The organism is Tateyamaria pelophila, from assembly GCF_019966495.1.
GTDB classification, from domain to species: Bacteria; Pseudomonadota; Alphaproteobacteria; order Rhodobacterales; family Rhodobacteraceae; genus Tateyamaria; species Tateyamaria pelophila.
Genome location: NZ_JAIMIA010000019.1, coordinates 25,597 through 43,562, shown reverse-complemented (window position 1 = coordinate 43,562; position 17,966 = coordinate 25,597). Strand labels below are relative to the sequence as shown.

Annotated in this window: 16 protein-coding genes; 4 read left to right on the top strand and 12 right to left on the bottom strand. The window is 59.7% G+C overall.

Going from position 1 to position 17,966, the window contains the following annotated elements; all coding sequences use genetic code 11:
- Positions 1 to 65: 65 nt before the first annotated feature.
- Positions 66 to 593: a redoxin domain-containing protein gene (locus LC354_RS08545; protein ID WP_223422915.1), complete on the bottom strand. Its 528-nt coding sequence runs from the start codon at positions 591 to 593 to the stop codon at positions 66 to 68.
- A gap of 105 nt (positions 594 to 698) precedes the next feature.
- On the opposite strand from LC354_RS08545, the gene LC354_RS08540 reads away from it, so the two are divergent.
- Positions 699 to 1,874, top strand: coding sequence for a BaiN/RdsA family NAD(P)/FAD-dependent oxidoreductase (locus tag LC354_RS08540; RefSeq protein ID WP_223422913.1), 1,176 nt, complete (start codon positions 699 to 701; stop codon positions 1,872 to 1,874).
- A gap of 77 nt (positions 1,875 to 1,951) precedes the next feature.
- Here the strand turns inward: LC354_RS08540 and murD are convergent, their stop codons facing one another.
- The 8 genes from murD to mraZ all read right to left on the bottom strand — a co-directional run bounded on the left by murD (position 1,952) and on the right by mraZ (position 11,237).
- Positions 1,952 to 3,346: a UDP-N-acetylmuramoyl-L-alanine--D-glutamate ligase gene (gene murD / locus LC354_RS08535; RefSeq protein WP_223422912.1), complete on the bottom strand. Its 1,395-nt coding sequence runs from the start codon at positions 3,344 to 3,346 to the stop codon at positions 1,952 to 1,954.
- A gap of 225 nt (positions 3,347 to 3,571) precedes the next feature.
- The gene (gene mraY, locus LC354_RS08530) at positions 3,572 to 4,654 is read right to left on the bottom strand and encodes a phospho-N-acetylmuramoyl-pentapeptide-transferase (protein ID WP_223422910.1); all 1,083 of its coding nucleotides are present in this window, start codon (positions 4,652 to 4,654) and stop codon (positions 3,572 to 3,574) included.
- Between the two features lie 11 nt (positions 4,655 to 4,665).
- The gene (locus LC354_RS08525; protein ID WP_223422908.1) at positions 4,666 to 6,114 is read right to left on the bottom strand and encodes a UDP-N-acetylmuramoyl-tripeptide--D-alanyl-D-alanine ligase; all 1,449 of its coding nucleotides are present in this window, start codon (positions 6,112 to 6,114) and stop codon (positions 4,666 to 4,668) included.
- The gene (locus tag LC354_RS08520; RefSeq protein ID WP_223422906.1) at positions 6,111 to 7,619 is read right to left on the bottom strand and encodes a UDP-N-acetylmuramoyl-L-alanyl-D-glutamate--2,6-diaminopimelate ligase; all 1,509 of its coding nucleotides are present in this window, start codon (positions 7,617 to 7,619) and stop codon (positions 6,111 to 6,113) included. Before LC354_RS08520 ends, LC354_RS08525 begins: the two co-directional genes overlap by 4 nt.
- Before the next feature lie 17 nt (positions 7,620 to 7,636).
- Positions 7,637 to 9,424 (bottom strand): peptidoglycan D,D-transpeptidase FtsI family protein, encoded by a 1,788-nt coding sequence (locus LC354_RS08515; RefSeq protein WP_223422905.1) that lies wholly within the window; start codon positions 9,422 to 9,424, stop codon positions 7,637 to 7,639.
- Positions 9,421 to 9,780: a cell division protein FtsL gene (gene ftsL, locus LC354_RS08510; protein ID WP_223422903.1), complete on the bottom strand. Its 360-nt coding sequence runs from the start codon at positions 9,778 to 9,780 to the stop codon at positions 9,421 to 9,423. The genes LC354_RS08515 and ftsL overlap by 4 nt, the downstream gene beginning before the upstream one ends.
- Positions 9,780 to 10,745 carry a 16S rRNA (cytosine(1402)-N(4))-methyltransferase RsmH gene (gene rsmH / locus LC354_RS08505; RefSeq protein WP_223422901.1) on the bottom strand — a complete coding sequence of 322 codons (966 nt, stop codon included), beginning with the start codon at positions 10,743 to 10,745 and terminating at the stop codon, positions 9,780 to 9,782. The genes ftsL and rsmH overlap by 1 nt, the downstream gene beginning before the upstream one ends.
- Complete coding sequence (gene mraZ / locus LC354_RS08500; protein ID WP_223422899.1) at positions 10,746 to 11,237, bottom strand: division/cell wall cluster transcriptional repressor MraZ; 492 nt, start codon at positions 11,235 to 11,237, stop codon at positions 10,746 to 10,748. It abuts the gene before it with no gap.
- Between the two features lie 814 nt (positions 11,238 to 12,051).
- Between mraZ and LC354_RS08495 the strand changes: the two genes are divergently transcribed.
- Positions 12,052 to 12,615: a hypothetical protein gene (locus LC354_RS08495; protein ID WP_223422897.1), complete on the top strand. Its 564-nt coding sequence runs from the start codon at positions 12,052 to 12,054 to the stop codon at positions 12,613 to 12,615.
- 17 nt (positions 12,616 to 12,632) lie between these two features.
- Here LC354_RS08495 and LC354_RS08490 read toward each other — a convergent pair whose 3' ends face one another.
- Complete coding sequence (locus tag LC354_RS08490) at positions 12,633 to 13,706, bottom strand: Mrp/NBP35 family ATP-binding protein (protein WP_223422895.1); 1,074 nt, start codon at positions 13,704 to 13,706, stop codon at positions 12,633 to 12,635.
- 226 nt (positions 13,707 to 13,932) lie between these two features.
- Here LC354_RS08490 and LC354_RS08485 point away from each other — a divergent pair, with 226 nt between their 5' ends.
- Positions 13,933 to 14,166, top strand: coding sequence for a DUF1127 domain-containing protein (locus LC354_RS08485; protein WP_223422893.1), 234 nt, complete (start codon positions 13,933 to 13,935; stop codon positions 14,164 to 14,166).
- A 406-nt stretch (positions 14,167 to 14,572) separates the two neighbouring features.
- On the opposite strand, the gene LC354_RS08480 is transcribed toward LC354_RS08485, so the two are convergent.
- On the bottom strand, positions 14,573 to 15,751 hold the full coding sequence (locus LC354_RS08480) for an alpha/beta fold hydrolase (protein WP_223422891.1): 1,179 nt from the start codon (positions 15,749 to 15,751) through the stop codon (positions 14,573 to 14,575).
- Between the two features lie 141 nt (positions 15,752 to 15,892).
- On the opposite strand from LC354_RS08480, the gene LC354_RS08475 reads away from it, so the two are divergent.
- Positions 15,893 to 16,072 (top strand): hypothetical protein, encoded by a 180-nt coding sequence (locus LC354_RS08475; protein ID WP_223422889.1) that lies wholly within the window; start codon positions 15,893 to 15,895, stop codon positions 16,070 to 16,072.
- A 47-nt stretch (positions 16,073 to 16,119) separates the two neighbouring features.
- Here LC354_RS08475 and LC354_RS08470 read toward each other — a convergent pair whose 3' ends face one another.
- The gene (locus LC354_RS08470; RefSeq protein WP_223422888.1) at positions 16,120 to 17,754 is read right to left on the bottom strand and encodes a hypothetical protein; all 1,635 of its coding nucleotides are present in this window, start codon (positions 17,752 to 17,754) and stop codon (positions 16,120 to 16,122) included.
- Positions 17,755 to 17,966: the final 212 nt, after the last annotated feature.

Below are 17,966 nucleotides of genomic sequence, written 5' to 3'. Positions count from 1 at the left end.
GCTGCGTAGCATAGCTCAAAAGGCGCGCGCGGGCCAGCTTTTGTTGGGCTTGCCCGCGCGTGAATTTAGGCGGCTTTATGCGTGCCTCGGATAGGATAATCGTTGTTGCGGATAAAAGTGATGCCGCCGAGGACCCCCGGCAGGTCGGGACGCAGGAACGGTGCGTTGGAAACGTCGACCATCTGGATGCGCCCTTCACCATTGATCACGAACAGACCAGGCTCTGCGAATGGGCGGTCGGTCTCCTGAGCGCTGCGCGGATCGGATACATAAAGTCCCAGCGTTTTCATCTGCTCCACGCTCAAGCCGTACCCCATCGGCAGGCTCAAGCCCTTCTCATCGGTCATCACTTGCGCTTTTGCCTCGGGATCACCTGAAGCGACGACCACATCGACACCGATCTCATGAAACTGGCCCTGCATTTCTTCAAGCTGGGCAAGGTATTTTTTGCACAGCGGACAATGCAGACCACGATAGATCACGACCAGTTGCCAATCACGCCCCTCTTGCGGGATGCCCAAAGTGATAGTGACCTCGCCCAGACGGGGAATTTCAATCTGGGGAAAATGGGTGCCTGCGGCCAGTGCTGTCATGATGCGATCTCCTTTGGAACGACTGAACTCTTGAGATAACCGCCGCATTGCACATCACAAGTGCACAGGCTTGACCCTTTCTGTGCAATCCTGCACGGGGAGGTCATGGATTTTGATACGTTGGTGATTGGCGCCGGAGCCGCCGGCATGATGTGTGCAGCCTATGCGGGTGGTCGGGTGCTGCTTGTGGATCATGCACGTGCTCCGGGCGAGAAAATTCGCATCTCGGGCGGTGGACGCTGCAACTTTACGAACCTGTATTGCGAACCGCAGGCCTTCATCAGCGAAAACCCCCATTTCGCCAAATCCGCGCTGGCCCGGTATACCCAATGGGATTTCATCGACCTGATCAACCAGCACAACATCGCCTGGCACGAAAAGACTTTGGGCCAGCTTTTTTGCGACGTCTCCGCCAAAGAGATCATCGCGATGCTGCGCAACCTGATGCAAGATGCCGGGGTCGACCTGCGCTTGCAAGCCAGCATCAGCGATCTGGAAAAAAACAGCACCGGCTTCACGGCCGCCCTGGCAAAAGACGGCCAGACCAAGCCGATCACAGCGCACAACGTCGTCATCGCGACAGGGGGCAAATCCATCCCCAAGATGGGTGCGACCGGTTTTGCCTACGACATCGCCCGCCAATTCGGTCACCGGATCACCGAAACGGACCCGGCCTTGGTGCCGTTTACCTTTGCAGACGGGCGCTTTGCCGACATCTCCGGCGTGGCCTGCCCCGCGCGGATCACCGCCGACGGCCCAAGCTTTGACGAGGCGATGCTGTTCACCCATCGCGGGCTGTCTGGCCCGGCGATCCTGCAAGCTTCCAGCTATTGGGCGGCTGGGCATCCGATCACGGTCCACCTCGCACCGGATACGGATTTTGGCACGGTGCTGCGCCAAAAACGCACCGAAGACGGCAAGAAAGCGCTCACCACCGAGCTTGCAAAACATCTGCCCGGTCGACTTGTGGAACACCTGAGCGACCAGATCGACCTGTCGGGGCGGCTCGGAGACCTCTCCGACAGTCGCATCGACGCGATCTGCCAGGACCTGACGGCCTGGCAACTGATCCCAGGCGGCACCGAAGGCTACCGCACCGCAGAGGTGACACGCGGCGGCGTCGCAACCGACGGTCTGAGCTCAAAAACCATGATGTCGAAAAACGTGCCCGGTCTTTATTTCATCGGCGAAGCAGTGGATGTGACCGGCTGGCTCGGTGGATACAACTTCCAATGGGCGTGGTCGTCCGCCATGGCCGCCGCCCGCGCCCTGCAAAGCTGATCGGCGTCTTGGCCCGCCCGCGGCCTGACCAAATCAAAACAGAGTGCGCCTGAAAGGCGCTCCTTTGGATCAGAGCATCACAGCCTGGCCTTGACCTGCGCGATGAAATCCTCGCCGCGCCGCTCAAAACTGTCATATTGATCGAAGCTGGCCGCGGCGGGCGCCAAAAGGACGACGTCTCCGGACTTTGCGTCTGCCATGGCGGCTTCCACGGCTGCCTCCATCGTGTTGCATACGTGGGTATCCACGGTCAATTGCATCGCGAAATGTGCAGCCTCGCGCCCGATCACGTAGGCTTTCTTGACCGAGCCCGATGCGGCATTCACACCGTCGAGACCACCGTCTTTCTGAAGGCCACCACAGATCCACAAGATGTTGTCAAACGCCGCCAGAGCCTTGGCCGCGCTGTCCACATTCGTGGCCTTGCTGTCGTTGACGAAACGCACGCCACCCGCTTCCGCGATCAACTGGCTGCGGTGGGGCAGGCCCGCAAAGGACCGAAACGCGGCCTCGATCACCTTGGGGGCGATGCCAACGGCGCGGGCCGCCGCGTAAGCGGAACACGCGTTTTGATGATTATGCGCGCCCGGCAACCCGCCAATATCGCGCAGATCTATCGACGCCACCTGCCGACCCTTACGGTATTCGGACAGATACCCCTTGCGGGCAAAAACCTGCCATCCCGGTCCGGTCAGTTTCTGTTCCACAGAAACCCGGATGACCCGGTCATCCGTGGGACCTTCGCTCAACTGACCCGCGAGGAAACGCCCCTCGTCCTCGTCAACCCCGATCACGGCGCGATCAGGTCCGCCCTCGGCGAAAAGCCGACGCTTGGCCGCAAAATATCCGCCCATGCCGCCGTGCCGGTCCAGATGATCCGGCGACAGGTTCGTGAAAACCGCCACATCCGGTGTCAGATTGCGGGCCAGATCCGTCTGGTAGCTGGACAGTTCCAAAACGATCACTTCACCGTCATGCGGTGGGTCGATATCCAACACGCCGCGCCCGATATTGCCGGCCAATTGCGACGGGCGTCCAGCGACCTGCATGATGTGATGCAACAGGGCAGAGGTGGTCGATTTCCCGTTCGAGCCGGTCACGGCAATCACCCGCGGTGCGCTGTCGAAGTTGTCCCACTCCGGCGTCGCGAAGGACTGGAAGAACAGCCCGATGTCATTGTCGACCGGCACCCCTGCCGCAAGCGCCGCCGAGATGACAGCGTTCGGCGCAGGGTAGAGATGCGGAATGCCGGGACTGACGATCAGCCGCGAAACGTCGTCAAAGGCCCCCGCCCGTTTCAGGTCAACGCAGTCGAACCCTTCGGCTTCGGCCTTGATACGGGCATCCGGATTGTCATCCCAGCATATGGGCGTCGCCCCGCCTTCCGCCAGCGCCCGTGCGGCTGACAGACCGGATCGTCCAAGACCAAGAACAGCAACGCGTGCACCATTCACGCCGCGCACCGGGATCATATCGCATCGCCCTTTGCGCGCGTCGGAGTGAGGGGCCAGCCCCTCACACTCCCCGGGATATTTTGGGCCAAGAGAAAAACCACCTTCACCACGCCTTTTCCTGTCGGTCGCGGAGGACCTGTCTGGTTACGTCGCACGCAGTGTCGATTAGGAGAAAGTAGATCGAAACTGCTCCGATGGTGCGACCGGAGCCACGGTTTGCGTCTGTGGCGAGGGTCCGCGCCATCAGCGCACCTTGAGTGTGGCCAGACCGATCATCGCCAGGATCAAGGAAATGATCCAGAACCGGATCACGATCTGTGGCTCCGCCCAGCCCTTTTTCTCGTAGTGATGGTGGATCGGCGCCATCAGGAAGACGCGCTTGCCTGTACGTTTGAAATAGAGCACCTGGATGATCACGCTGAGCGCCTCGACGACGAAGAGCCCCCCCACGATCGCGAGAACCAGTTCGTGCTTGGTGGCCACTGCGATGGCCCCCAACGCGCCCCCCAGAGCCAGCGAGCCCGTGTCACCCATGAAGACTGCCGCAGGCGGCGCATTGTACCATAAAAAGCCCAGGCCACCGCCAAAGAGGGCCGCGGTAAAGATCAGCAATTCGCCGGTGCCCGGCACATAATGCACGTCCAGATATTCAGTGAAGTCCACCCGACCCACCGCATAGGCGATGATACCCAACGTGCCGCCCGCGATCATCACCGGCATGATTGCCAGCCCGTCCAGCCCGTCGGTCAGGTTGACCGCATTGGCAGATCCCACGATGACGATCATCGCGAAAGGGATGAACAGAAACCCCATATTCACCAGAACGTCTTTGAAAACCGGTAAAGCTAGTTGATTTTGCAAGGTTTCGGGGTGGCTGATGGTGGCGAAATAGGCCGCAAGTCCTGCGATCACAAACCCCAACAAAAGGCGCACCTTGCCCGGCACGCCCGCAGTCGTTTGTTTCGATACTTTTGCATAATCGTCGGCAAATCCGATCAATCCGAAGGCCAGTGTCACTCCGAGCACGATCCACACGAACGGATTGTCCAGACGCGCCCACAGCAGTGTGGACGTGGTCAACGCACCTACGATCAGCAACCCGCCCATTGTCGGCGTGCCCGCTTTGGAAAAATGTCCTTCGGGACCGTCATCGCGGATCGGCTGGCCTTTGCCCTGTCTGCGCCGCAAGACCGCGATCAGCGGCTTGCCAAACAGAAATCCGAACACCAGCGCTGTCAGGAACGCTCCGCCGGCACGGAATGTGATGTAGCGGAAGAGGTTGAAAAAATCCCCGCCATCCGAAAGCGCCGTCAACCAATAGAGCATTTCAGCCGATCCTAAACATAATCTTGTGGGTCCGCGCCCATATCCACCGGATGGCCCATTTTGCGGATGGCGTCAACGACAAGGGCCAGATTCATGCTCAGCGAGCCCTTGACCAAGACCACGTCCCCACTGTCCAGACTGCGCCGGATATCGCGCGCCATCTCTGTGGCGGTAGGCGTCCAGAGCCCCTGCTGTTCCGCAGGCAACGCCGCGTGCAGGTGCTGCATCAGCGGGCCGATGCAATGCACCTTGTCTATCGCCTGCATCGCGGCCAGCTTTGCCAGATCCGCATGCATGTCAGCGCCTTGATCGCCCAACTCCTTCATGTCACCGACAAAAGCGATCCTGCGGCCCTTGCTGACACGTCCGATATCATTGGTGACTTCAGCAGCAGCCAGAACATCCATCGCGGCCTCCATCGAGGTTGGGTTGGCGTTATAGCTGTCGTCGATCAACTCAAGCGTCATGTGCGTTTCGATTGGATCCAGGTAAATCACTTCGCGCGCACCGCGCCCCTTGTAGGGAGACCAGCGCCCCAGAGATTGTGCCGCAAGCGCCAGATCCGCGCCGAGCGCTTCGGCGGCGGCCAGCGCGCCAAGCCCGTTCATGGCGAAATGCCTCCCGACCGCGCCGATCTTGAACAGAAGCGGTGCGTCGTGCGCCTCGGCTTGCACCACCGTCGTATCGCGTCGTAAATCCACAGACTTCAGAACAAAATCATAACCGTGCGCGCCAAAACCAATATCGCGCCGTTTCAGATCATGGGCCTTGGCTTGCAGAATGGCCGCCGTCGAACAATCATTGTTCAGGATGGCTGTGCCGCCATATTCCAATCCTTCAAGGATGGCCGCCTTTTCCAGCGCGATCCCTTCGATGTTCTCGAACGCCTCCAGGTGGGCGGCGGCGACGGTAGTGATCATTGCCACATGCGGGCGTGCCATTTTGGCCAGAGGGGCAATCTCGCCGGGATGGTTCATCCCGATCTCGATCACCGCATATTCGGTGTCGCTCGGCATCCGTGCCAAGGTCAGCGGCACGCCCCAGTGGTTGTTGTAACTGGCCACCGACGCATGGGTGCGGCCCTGATCTCCAAGGATTGCGCGCAGCATTTCCTTGGTCGAGGTCTTGCCGACGCTGCCGGTGATGGCCACGACGCGGGCCTGCGTCCGGGCGCGGGCTGCAACGCCCAAGGCTTCCAGCGCTTCAAGAACATCCGGTACGATCAGCAAGGGCGCGTCGTTTGAAACCCCGTCCGGCACATGAGTCACAAGGGCGGCGGCCGCGCCGGCTGCCAAAGCCTGTGCGACAAAATCATGGCCGTCACGCGCCGCCTGAAGGGCAACAAACAAATCGCCGGGCTCAAGCGTGCGTGTATCGATCGATACGCCCGTCGCGGTCCAGTCGCCTGTGGTTTGTCCGCCCGTTGCCTCGGCGGCCTCCGCGGCTGTCCAGAGCGTCATGTCAGTCTTCCTTCCAAGGCGGCGACGGCTACGCTGGCCTGTTCCGCGTCATCGAAGGGCAGGATATCCTCGCCCACAATCTGCCCGCTTTCATGACCCTTGCCCGCGATCAGCAAGGCGTCGCCCGGTTCAAGTACGTCAACGGCGCGCAGGATCGCCTCGGCCCGGTCGCCCACTTCCGCGACACTTACGTCTGCGGCAAACCCGGTCGCGCCTTCCATCACGGCGGCCCGGATGGTGGCCGGGTCTTCGCTGCGCGGGTTGTCGTCGGTGACAAAAATCACATCCGCGTTTTGGGCCGCAGCCTGCCCCATCAACGGGCGTTTGCCTGCGTCCCGATCGCCGCCCGCGCCGACGATGGCCACCAGTTTGCCCATTACATGCGGGCGCATCGCGGCCAGGGCCGTGGCGATGGCATCCGGTGTGTGTGCATAATCCACAAAGACCGCCGCCCCGTTGGCGCGCCGCGCCGCCAGCTGCATACGCCCGCGTACAGTACGCAGATGCGGCAGGGTTTCGAACACCCGCTCCGGCTCCGCCCCGCAGGCGATCACAAGGCCCGCCGCCAGCATCACATTGTCGGCCTGAAATCCGCCGATCAGCGGCAAACGCGCCGTGTAGCTTTTGCCCAGATAGGTATACCGCACGTCCTGCCCGGTTGCATCGAAACGCTGCCCCGACAGGTGCAAATCCCCACCATCGCGGCCCACGCTCAGAACCGTCTGGCCCCGCGCACTGGCAATCGCGGCCATATCGATGCCGCGTGGATCATCCATGTTGATCACCGCGATGCCGTCCTCTGGCAAAACCCGCGCAAACAACCCCGCCTTGGCATCGAAATAGGCTTCGAACGTGTGGTGGTAATCCAGATGGTCCTGGGTAAAGTTCGTGAACCCGGCCGCCTTGAGCACCACACCATCCAGACGACGCTGGTCGAGGCCGTGGGACGAGGCCTCCATCGCCGCATGGGTGATGCCCGCCGCTTTCGCTGCTGCTAGGATCCGGTGCAATGTAATCGGCTCTGGCGTGGTATGGGCCAGCGGTGCGGTCCATGCCCCTTCGACACCGGTTGTGCCCAGATTGACGGCTGGAAGGTCCATTTCGATCCATATTTGCCGGACGAAGGTCGAGACGGAGGTTTTGCCATTGGTGCCGGTAATGGCGACCATTGTTTCAGGCTGGCCGCCGAACCAAAGGGCTGCGGCACGCGACAACGCTTCGCGCGGGGCGTCGGCGATGACAACTGCGATATCGTCCAGATATTCAGAGGCCAATGCGGCCCCCTCGGCATCGGTCAAGACCGCAACGGCCCCCATACGGACGGCATATTGAATGAACTCGGCGCCGTGCATGCGCACGCCCGGCATCGCGGCAAAGAGGAAACCATCCTTGACCTCGCGACTATCCACGGCGATCCCCGAGATCACGGGATTCGGCGCGACGCGGCCCCGACCATTGCGCGCGGTCAGGCCCAGCGCTGAAAGTGGTTTTACCTGATCACCCATATGTCGGCCTTTTTGGCTCAGTTGCTGCTGGTCAGCGTTATACCAGCCAGTTGTTTGGGTTCAACGGTTGGCCGCAACCCAAGCAAGGGCGCGATCCGGCCAATCATCTCGGCGGCGACGGGCACGGCTGTCCAACCGGCGGTGCGGCGTGGCTTGTCGCCGCTGGTCTCGACCGGTTCGTCCAACGTCACGATCAAAACGTATTTGGGATCATGCGATGGAAACAGAGTGGCAAACGTCGCAATCACCTTATCTTCGTAATAGCCGCCGCGCGGCCTCGGCTTGTCAGCCGTACCGGTCTTGCCACCTACGGCATAGCCGGGCACCTCGCCCATGGACGCCGTGCCGCTGGTCACAACCTCCCGCAACATGTCGCGCGCCGCGCTGGCCGTGCTTTCTCGCATCACGCGTTCGCCCATCTGGGGACCGTCCTGCTTGAGGATGGTCGGTTTGACCACCCGCCCCCCGTTGGCGATCGCGGCATACCCCGCCGCCAGATGCATTGGCGAGGATGACAGCCCGTGCCCATAGCTGATGGTGACAGAGCTGAGATCAGTCCAGCGCTTGGGCAGCAGTGGTTTGCCTGTGGCGGCCTCCACAATCTCGAACGACGTGGGATCAAAGAAGCCGAGGCTGCGCAGAAAATCCTGTTGTCGTTTTATCCCGATCTGCAACGCCAAACGGCCCGTGCCCCGGTTCGACGACTTTACAATGATGTCAGAGACGCTCAGCTCGCCATAATTCTTGTTCCGGAACTCGCCAATCGGGAAGCCGCCGACGCGCATCGGTCCCTTGGTGTCAATGATGGTCGAGGGCGACACCAGACCAAGCTCCACCGCCTGTGCGGCGGCAAAGATCTTGAAGGTCGAGCCAAGCTCGTAAACACCCTGGACCGAGCGATTAAAGAGGGGGCTGTCCGATTGATCCCCCGTGATCGCGGGACGAGGGCGATTGTTGGGGTCGAAATGGGGCAAGGATACGACCGAAACGATTTCACCCGTCTTCACGTCCATCAGGACCGATGTCGCCCCCTTCGCATTCATGATCTTCATGCCGCCCATCAACACACGCTCCGCTGCGGCCTGCACCGTCAGGTCCAGGGAAAGCTGCAAAGGTTTTTGACCATTGGCCGGATCGCGCAGATAATCGTCAAAGTACTTTTCGACGCCCGCGACGCCAATCACCTCGGCGGCACTCACACCCTCCTTGCCGAAGGACGCACCGCCCAGCACATGCGCCGCCAGCGATCCGTTGGGATAAAGACGCATGTCGCGTGGGCCAAAAAGCAAGCCCGGATCACCAATCTCATGCACCGCCTGCATCTGTTCGGGGCTGATTTTCTTCTTGATCCACAGAAACTTGCGCTTGCCTGTGAAATCCTCGATCAGGTCTTCGGCCTTCAGATCGGGAAATATCTCGGCAAGTCCGTTGGCTGCGGCCACAGGGTCGATCATCTGCGGCGGTTGGGCATAAAGGGCATGGGTGTCGAAATTGGTCGCCAGCAAGCGGCCATGACGATCGACGATATCTGCACGGGAGGCCGAGATCGCCGCCCCTTGCGCACTGGCCCGCGGCTCGGTCGGCTCAGACGTGGCGAGCATGCCCATTCGGACGCCCACCACGACAAAGGCACAGAGAAAAAACACGCCCAACACCAGCAAGCGGCCCTCTGCACGCTGGCGCATCCGATCGCGCATTTCCTCATGGCGGTTGCGTATGTTCTCCCGCTCGATGGCATCGGTGCTTTCGCCTGCGGCACGCGCAGGCAGGATGCGGGCCAGGGGGCGGAGCGGCGTGCGGATCATGGGTAGTCCTCCCCGTCATCTGCCAGCGTGCCGATGACTTCGATTGCGTTTGTGATCGGCAAGAGCTTGGGTGCGGGATACGCCACCTCGTCGAGGTGTCCGAACTGATCGGCGCGGAAGGGCAACAGGCCCAGACGGTCAAAGTTGATATCCGCCAGATCGCGCAACCGGTCGGGACGGTTCAGATAGGCCCATTCGGCGCGCAACACGGCCAGGCGGGCATGGGCGTTGCGGATGTCACTGTGCAGCTTGTCGGTCTTGGAAAGCACTTCCTGCGTGGCATAGTTTTCACGGTACGCCCAGAACGCGAGGCCAATCACAGCCAGCGTTGTGAGGATATATAATACTGTGCGCATCAAGTGGCTCCTCTGAGGTGCGGCATGCCAATGGATTTTGCGTCGATCTCTCCGGCCGGAGCATCAGTGCGGACCGCCACGCGCAACTTGGCCGAGCGGCTGCGCGGGTTCGCGGCCAGTTCGTCCTTGTCGGCGCTGATGGCCTTGCGCGATTTCACTTCGAATTGCGCAGGCGCTGTGATCGTTTCGGGGGCATAGCGGTTGGCATTGGCCGCCTTACCCGCCCGCGCGGTCAAAAAGCGCTTCACCATCCGGTCTTCGACGGAATGAAAGGTCACGACAGCCAGCTTGCCGCCGGGTGCCAAGGCGCGTTCCGCCGCCATAAGCCCCTCGTAAAGCTCGCCATATTCATTGTTCACCGCAATCCGCAGCGCCTGAAAGCTGCGCGTTGCGGGATGGGATTGCCCCGGTTTGGGGCGCGGCAGACATTTCTCGACGATCCCGGCCAGTTGCAGGGTCGTGGTCACGGGACGGGCGGCAATGATGGCGCGGGCAATGCGACGGCTCGCGCGCTCTTCGCCGTAATGATAAAGAATATCCGCCAGGTTTTCCTCTTCCGCCGTGTTCACCAGATCGGCCGCCGACGGGCCGTCCTGGCTCATGCGCATGTCCAGGGGACCGTCCCGCATGAAGGAAAAACCGCGCTCTGCCAGATCCAGTTGCATGGAACTGACGCCCAGATCCAGCACAACACCGTCCAGATTTTCGGCGTATTCATCCATCTTGGAAAACACGCCATGCTGCATCACCAGACGGTCACCATAGGTTTCCGCCCAGGGCGCCGCCAACTCGAAAGCCAGCGGATCCCGATCGACCGCAATGACGCGGGCGGCGCCTGCCTCCAGAAAGGCGCGGGTGTAGCCGCCGGCGCCAAACGTCCCATCCAGCCAGACACCTTCGATGGGCGCACAGGCCCGCAGGATCGCATCGATCAGTACCGGTATATGTGGCCCCCCAGCCGACATCTAATCCAGATCCCCGTCCAGATAGACGGAAGGGTCTTTGTCAGGGTCAAACCCGTCATCATCAAGCGCCGCGATGCTTTCATCATAAGCGTCAGGCTCCCAGATCTCGAATGTGTCACCGGAGGATACAAACCGCGCCATGCCGTTCAGGCCGATCTTGTCACGGACCTTTGCAGGCAAAACGATGCGGCCCGTTTCATCCACAACGGTCTCTATGGATTGCGCACTGTAAAGCCGCTCCATCGCCTTGCGCCTGGCCGAGCCGCGCGGATGCTTCGATATTTTCTCGTCCACCTCTTCCATGGCCTCAACCGTGAAACCTTCGAGGTAGTTGCGGGTCGCCCCGCCATAGACAATGATCAAACGGGGCGGCAGGCCGTCGGTCCAATCCGGGTCGCAAAGCTCGATCACACGGCGAAAAGAGGCCGGGATAGACACCCTGCCCTTTGCGTCCACCTTGTGGTCGCTTTCGCCTCTGAACCTGCGTGCCATCCGGCTTGGTCCGTCCCTTTGCCTGCCCTTGCCGGGCATTTATTGGTGCGCTGCTTGCGCTCTGCCTGTCCCCTGCTCCAGAAATGAAAACGGCGGATTGATCTGCTGCCACTGATCAATCCGCCGACTTCGTCCCGATTTCGGGATGTCCAGCTACGCGCACCATCTGGGGGGATGTATTGCTCGTTAGCGCGCCGGATCTCTTGGTCTGATGAAAGCGAGGTGCCTGTATGAAACCTGCTAGAGTTTTGTTGTTTGTGCGTGGGGTCGTTTGCTGCCCCGGGCTCGTTCTCATCCGATGCACTATTGATGCCATGGGAAAACATGGGCGACAATAGTTTTTTGTGGGAATATCGTCTGTTGAGTGTTGCACACAGGATAAGTGAAACTCAACTCAGTAAGGAAATTTGTATGAAAATTGGCTTATGTACGTCTAATTCAAAAAATTGGCACAATATGTAGTACTATCAAAAGGCCTCCCTTATAGTCCCATAATATCCCAGAAAATTTCATTCACAAACTTATCCACAGGATATGTTTTTGCTTTGTTCTCACCCGAACATCGTATTTTTCAGTCTAGACTGTCGAAATTGATTCGAATCACGGGGAGGATCAAGCGGCGGGACCATAAATTCCCACCTCGATTTCCATTGTAATGCTGCCGTGCAATGCCGTTTGATGGCAGTGTGTGTTGTGCGGGTGCACAGCACGGCGACTGCCGTCGTCGCATTAAACATGAAGGAATGCACTTAACGAAGTGGACTATAAGACGGCGGGCCACATCAGCCCCTAATCCGGACGGAGATCGATATTTATGACGGACGAGGACAATTCCCCAGATCTGCCTCCATCTCGTGCCGAATTGCGCGAACGGCTTGCTGCGCTAGATGACAGATTGCGTTCGGTCATGGGCGATCGGGACGCTTGGCTCTTGGATCAGGTTTCCACTCAGACAAAACAGTCTGACAAAGAATTAGACGATCTCAAGGCGAAACTTCGCAGCAAAAATCGTGCAGCTGCCTGGATTATTGCGGCAAACATTGCGTTAGGCGGCTCTTTCTTAGGCGATATATTTGATCCTTACGAGAGCTTACTCGGTTCTTTCAGTGACCAGTCCCAAATCAATTGGGATGATGAAGAAGCGAGATCGCTCTTGTTTGATGATTGCGAAACCCAGGTAGCGTCCGTTTATCGTTTAGAAGTTGGAGGCGTGAGGCCGAGCGTAAGAAAGATAGAAACATCCAATACGACGCGCAACAGGTTCGAATTCACCTATGCCCTGGCAGATGCGTCGCTCGTTCTGATCTGCGAAGAAATCATTACCAATATGGGCCGGGTCGCGACTGTCATATCTTACGAACGGCGACCCACTCTCTAAGAGCGCAGCGCGCACGTTCAGGCCATGCCACCCTTGATCAACCCTTCGGCGATACGCGCATAGGCCTGCGCCATCGGTCCGTCCCCGGCTGCAATCGGCGTACCGCCATCCCCCGCCAAACGGGTTTCCAGATCAATCGGCAAGGCACCGAGCAAGGGCACGCCCATCTTCTCCGCTTCGGCCGCGACGCCGCCCTGACCAAAGATCTGATGCTCCGCCCCGCAATCGGGGCAGACAAACATCGACATGTTCTCAATCAGGCCCAGCACCGGCGTTTTCAGGGTCGCAAACATGTCCAGCGCCTTGCGCGCATCAATCAACGCCACGTCCTGCGGAGTGGACACGACAATCGCCCCGGTCAGGTCCGACTTGGTGCACAGGGTCAACTGCACATCCCCCGTTCCGGGCGGCAAATCGACGATCAGCACGTCCAACTCGCCCCATTCCACCTGCCCAAGCATCTGTTGCAGCGCGCCCATCAGCATAGGGCCGCGCCAGACCACCGCCTTGCCCTCTTCCATCATGAAGCCGATGGACATCAGTGTGACGCCATGGGCTTTCAGCGGGATGATCGTCTTTCCGTCGGGCGAGGCAGGGCGCTTGTTGATCCCCATCATGCGCGGTTGCGACGGACCGTATATATCTGCATCCAGCAGGCCGACCTTGCGGCCCTGTTTGGCCAAAGCCACGGCAAGGTTGGAAGAAACGGTGGATTTTCCCACACCGCCCTTGCCCGACCCGATTGCCAGAATGCGCTGCACGCCCGTCGGCTTGGTCGGGCCTTCTTGCGGTTTGGGGTGGCCGCCGATCTTCAGGCTGGGCGGGGCGGCGGGCTTCGCCGCAGGGCCGTGGGCCGTCAATGCAACACGGACGGTGCCTACCCCCTCAAGGGCCTGCACAGCCTCCTGCGCGGCCGCGCGGACCGGTTCCATGCGCGCGGCAATCTCCGGTGTCGGTGCTTCGATCACGAATTGCACGGCGCCATCGTTCACCTGCACGGCACGAATCAAATCGCGGCTCACAAGGTCTCCCCCATCCGGCATTGCGATCCGGCGCAAGGTGGCAAGGATTTGGTCGTTGGTGATGGGCATGACTGTTTTCTCCGCTCGGGTGCCGCATTAACTGGCACATTCTCGCGGAAGAGCAAGGGGCACCACTGGCATCCGGCGTTAGCGCTCACCGATTCAGCATTAAGCTTGTTTTTTCATCCAACACCCCATGCAATTGCTGCATAGCAGCATTGACTCGGTTGGGTATTGTGCACTCGCAGCATTTGACTATCTTACTCCCAACACAGACAAAACGGAGCCACGGAAAATGGCCTATTACAATGACATCGCCGGACGGAATGATCTGGTAGAGCGTATGCTGGGCGCAGGCGCTCGCTTCTTGAACAACGTCGCAGAGCGCCACGCAATGCGCCGCATCTACAACACGACCAAGGCAGAGCTTCGCGCTTTGTCCGGACGGGAACTCGCCGATTTGGGCATCCACCCGTCAGAGATTTCAAGCATCGCTTGGGAAGCCGCCTACGGCGTCGACGCGAGCTAAAGAGTTTACGAGATCAGATGTTCCTCTCCTCCTCCCTGGGACATCTGAAATTGGCGGCGGCGCCTACCTCCTCCCAGGCGTCGCCGCACCTTTTACACCGCACCTGAATGGGTGCACCGAACACATCGCCAACGGGTCTTCCTCCTCCCTGATCCGGTAACGATGTCACTACTGCGGCGCCTCCTCCTCCCTGGAGGTGCCGCACCTTTTACACCGCATCCGACCGGGTGCACCGAACACATCATTATCGGATCCTCCTCCTCCCTGATCTGGTGATGATGTCAAAAGAGCGGCGGCCCCTCCTCCCTGGGGTCGTCGTTTTTCGTTTCCGATCCGGTAAACGCGCATTTCTGCCCAAGAGGCGGTGACAGGTCTGACCCATGCGGACGGGCACAGCCGAAGAGTTTCATCCCTTCAGGAAAGCGATCAACGTATCGGAATACACATCCCACACATCGTTCCCCGGCAATGGAACGTGATTGGCCGTCTCCAACACCACCAGTTCCGCGTCTGGAATGCCCGCCGCAAGCTTTTGCGCCTCCGAAAGCGGGTGCACCGCATCATGGCGTCCATGAATGACCAAGGTCGGACAGCGCACATCCGGTAACAAATCCGCAATTGATGCGGTGTTGCTCAAGTCCCGGTAATTCAGCATTGTGTCTGGCGTACAGGCGGACTGCATCATGTTTGCCAACTCACGCACATCTTCCAGCGGTCCTTCCGGAAAGTAAGTGGTGAGAAACGCGGTCGCAAACGGACTGTCCGGCTTGCCCCAGCCTTCTGCGATCATTGTCTTCAGGGAATCGTTTGGCCCGGATTGTCCACGTGTCACCCGACCATCGACATAGCCTCCGACAATAACCAAACGGCTTAACCGTTCGGGGTATCGCGCGGCAAAACTGACCGCGCCCAAAACACCACCAGACAGAGCGAACCCGGCAAAAGTGGAGGCGCCTGTGGTATCGGCCACACACAGTGCATCATCGGCGAGGTTTGCAATACTCATATCGCGTTCCAGACGCTCAGACTGGCCGGAGCCAACCTGATCATATCGCAAATACCGAAAGTGTTTGGACAACGCTTCGATGAAAACACGGTGGTGTTTGAACCGCCATTCATGCTCCAGATCGTTCGTGTAGGGCGGTGGGAATCGCATCACATCCCACCCCGTGCCCAGTATGGAATAGGCCAGCGTGTGCCCATCCTTGTCTCGGGTGTACTTGATGCGCTGAACCGCGGGCACCGCGACCGGCGCAGCTTCGCGCGTCTGCGAAACCGTTTCGTTCACCTCCGCGACCAACATCAAACCGCCCCGGGCAACAGTGCGGATAACTGCCTGCGCCTTACCATCATCCCCGACCGCCTTGCGCGCAGCAGCAATGCGCGCACTGATGGCCGACTCCGACACAATGCGCCCACCCCAGACCACGTCCACATTCTCGTCACGCGACACCAGACGCCCCGGATTGCCCACCAACAGAAGCAAAAGATCAAAGACCTGCGGCTCCACCTTCTGCGGCACCCCGGCGCGGGTCAGATCGTGACGCGCTGTGTTCAGCACGCAATCTGCGAATTGGTATTCCATCCCGCCACTACAGCGCGATTTTCGTCGTCAGGCAAGGCACTTGGCAAAGCTAAGGAGTTTCTCAGGGAAAGCTAAGGATATCCGTCAAGCGCGCGGCACAGGGACCTGCAATGATCGGACATCCACAACCGGAGAGATGCCATGCTACCCCTTTATGATATCACGCTTCTGTATCACCAGCCCGACCATTTGACTGCGCCGGACCCGGCAGAACGGATCGCGATGGCCCAGATCGCGCCGCATCGGTTCAAACCGACGGCATGGATCCTTGCGATGGTCCGCGCGGCCTTCAACCAGACTGCGGCGACCCGCAAGGCCTGAAAAACGGGACGCGCCGCACGGCCCGTGGCGCATCCTGGTTTGCGTGTTCACGCCGCTTGTGCGCGACACAGACAACTGGCGCGAATGGGGATATCCGCACGCGCAATCGCTTGATCCAGCAGCACGGACACATGTACCAATTCAACTGTCTCGCCGCGTCGGCGCAGGCATTCATGCAAACCATGCAAGGCCCAGACATTGCGCGGATGCTGGCTGGGGCGCGGCAGTTTCCCGTCAAGGCCCAGATCGGCACGGTAAACGGCTTCGGCCTCGGCATATTCCCCTGCTTCCATCAACAGTGCCCCGAGCGCATGACGCGATGGTTGCGGCCAGGACCACGGCTCTTCGTATTCCAGCCCATCATCCAATGTGACCGCCGCCCGCAGATGCGCCAGACCCTCGGTATGCTGACCCGATTTGAAGGCCAGCTCGCCTTTCATCATCTCTTCGCCGATGGCGAGCACGTCGCGGGCCGTGTTGTTGAACAACAAGCGGGTATCGGGCACCTGGGCATAAGCCTCGGTAAAGTCGGCCATGGCCTGCTGTGCCTCGTCATGGCGGGCAAGATTGGCATAGGCCACCGCCTTGGCATAGAAAATCAGCGCGTTTGTGGTGACGTAAAGCTCCGTATCTTCCGGTTGCGGCAACTCAAGTATCTCTTCCCACATGCCAAAACGGATGTAGACATGCGGTGCGGCGGCCACGAAGGTTTCGAAAATGTCGGGATAAGACCGCACAACCTCGTCCGGGACCTCGTCTCTCAGGCGCAGTACGGCATCGACGGCGGCAGCTTTCTGGCCCAGAAACATCGCGCCGAAAAAAGCAAAATGCAGGTTGTGGATGCGATAGAGCGCGTAAAAATTCGCGGGTCCCGCATAGGTTTTGAATTTCTCATCCACCTCACAGGCGGCCAGATTGCGGGACAGCACGTTTTGGTAATCTCCGCACAGTACATCAATATGCGTTCCCATATGCACCAGATGACCGGCATCCGGCACAAGGCCCACAAGCCGGTCGCCGTGGCGCAACGCCCGTTCCGGATGTGGCGACATTTCCATAAGGTGAATATACATGTGCAAAAGCCCCGGGTGGTCCCAGGCGCCCGGTGTGTGGTCAAAAGCGCGTTCCAGAACAGCCATCGCTTCGACCGTTGAAGCTTCGGGGTTTGGCACACCATTGTGAAAGTCCCACAATTGCCAGGGCGTGCGGTTCATCAATGCCTCGGCATAAAAGCAGGCGATATCCAAATCATCCGGATGTGCCTCGTAAACCGGCCGCATCGCATGGGCGAACCCGTCATTGAACGGCTGGTAATCCTCGATCTCCGGGTCTGTCGGATAGCGCAGCGCCAGCGCGTCGATCAAAGCGCGTTCCGCAGGCGTTGCCTCCGTCAGAGCCTGTCCGGCCGCAAGTGCCTGGTGCGCGCGCCCCAAGGCCGGGGCCTTCTCCTCGGGCATGAAGACCTCCCACGGTTTATTGTAGTTCGGGCCGATCCCGTATGCGATCCCCCAATGGGCCAGCGCACAGCCCGGATCAAAGCCCAGCGTTTTTTCAAAGCAGGCGATGGCCTCTTCGTGATTGTACGCAAAAAGCCATACAAGACCCCGGTCAAACCAGGTTTGCGCGTCTGCGTGGGGACTGACCGGGCGGCTGTAATTGCCAAGATCGAAATACTCGGACATGAAAATACTCCCTTATCGGTGCGGGAGCATAGCATGGTTTTGCGAAATCTCGCTTTGGTCCGGATGTTACCGGAAACGGACAAGACGGCCAGCGATCATAATTATGCAGGGTTTGATTTCGCACGGACGGGTCATTCCCGCACTAAGTCAGACCAGAATGTGCTCAAAGGCGCGTTTCATTCGTTCACCTGCGCGAACGGCCACGCGGGTCA

Bases quoted from the DNA above. Each gene is read 5' to 3' on its own strand.
- LC354_RS08545 (WP_223422915.1), bottom strand. From the start codon at position 593: ATGACAGCACTGGCCGCAGGCACCCATTTTCCCCAGATTGAAATTCCC.
- LC354_RS08540 (WP_223422913.1), top strand. From the start codon at position 699: ATGGATTTTGATACGTTGGTGATTGGCGCCGGAGCCGCCGGCATGATG.
- murD (WP_223422912.1), bottom strand. From the start codon at position 3,346: ATGATCCCGGTGCGCGGCGTGAATGGTGCACGCGTTGCTGTTCTTGGT.
- mraY (WP_223422910.1), bottom strand. From the start codon at position 4,654: ATGCTCTATTGGTTGACGGCGCTTTCGGATGGCGGGGATTTTTTCAAC.
- LC354_RS08525 (WP_223422908.1), bottom strand. From the start codon at position 6,114: ATGACGCTCTGGACAGCCGCGGAGGCCGCCGAGGCAACGGGCGGACAA.
- LC354_RS08520 (WP_223422906.1), bottom strand. From the start codon at position 7,619: ATGGGTGATCAGGTAAAACCACTTTCAGCGCTGGGCCTGACCGCGCGC.
- LC354_RS08515 (WP_223422905.1), bottom strand. From the start codon at position 9,424: ATGATCCGCACGCCGCTCCGCCCCCTGGCCCGCATCCTGCCTGCGCGT.
- ftsL (WP_223422903.1), bottom strand. From the start codon at position 9,780: ATGCGCACAGTATTATATATCCTCACAACGCTGGCTGTGATTGGCCTC.
- rsmH (WP_223422901.1), bottom strand. From the start codon at position 10,745: ATGTCGGCTGGGGGGCCACATATACCGGTACTGATCGATGCGATCCTG.
- mraZ (WP_223422899.1), bottom strand. From the start codon at position 11,237: ATGGCACGCAGGTTCAGAGGCGAAAGCGACCACAAGGTGGACGCAAAG.
- LC354_RS08495 (WP_223422897.1), top strand. From the start codon at position 12,052: ATGACGGACGAGGACAATTCCCCAGATCTGCCTCCATCTCGTGCCGAA.
- LC354_RS08490 (WP_223422895.1), bottom strand. From the start codon at position 13,706: ATGCCCATCACCAACGACCAAATCCTTGCCACCTTGCGCCGGATCGCA.
- LC354_RS08485 (WP_223422893.1), top strand. From the start codon at position 13,933: ATGGCCTATTACAATGACATCGCCGGACGGAATGATCTGGTAGAGCGT.
- LC354_RS08480 (WP_223422891.1), bottom strand. From the start codon at position 15,751: ATGGAATACCAATTCGCAGATTGCGTGCTGAACACAGCGCGTCACGAT.
- LC354_RS08475 (WP_223422889.1), top strand. From the start codon at position 15,893: ATGCTACCCCTTTATGATATCACGCTTCTGTATCACCAGCCCGACCAT.
- LC354_RS08470 (WP_223422888.1), bottom strand. From the start codon at position 17,754: ATGTCCGAGTATTTCGATCTTGGCAATTACAGCCGCCCGGTCAGTCCC.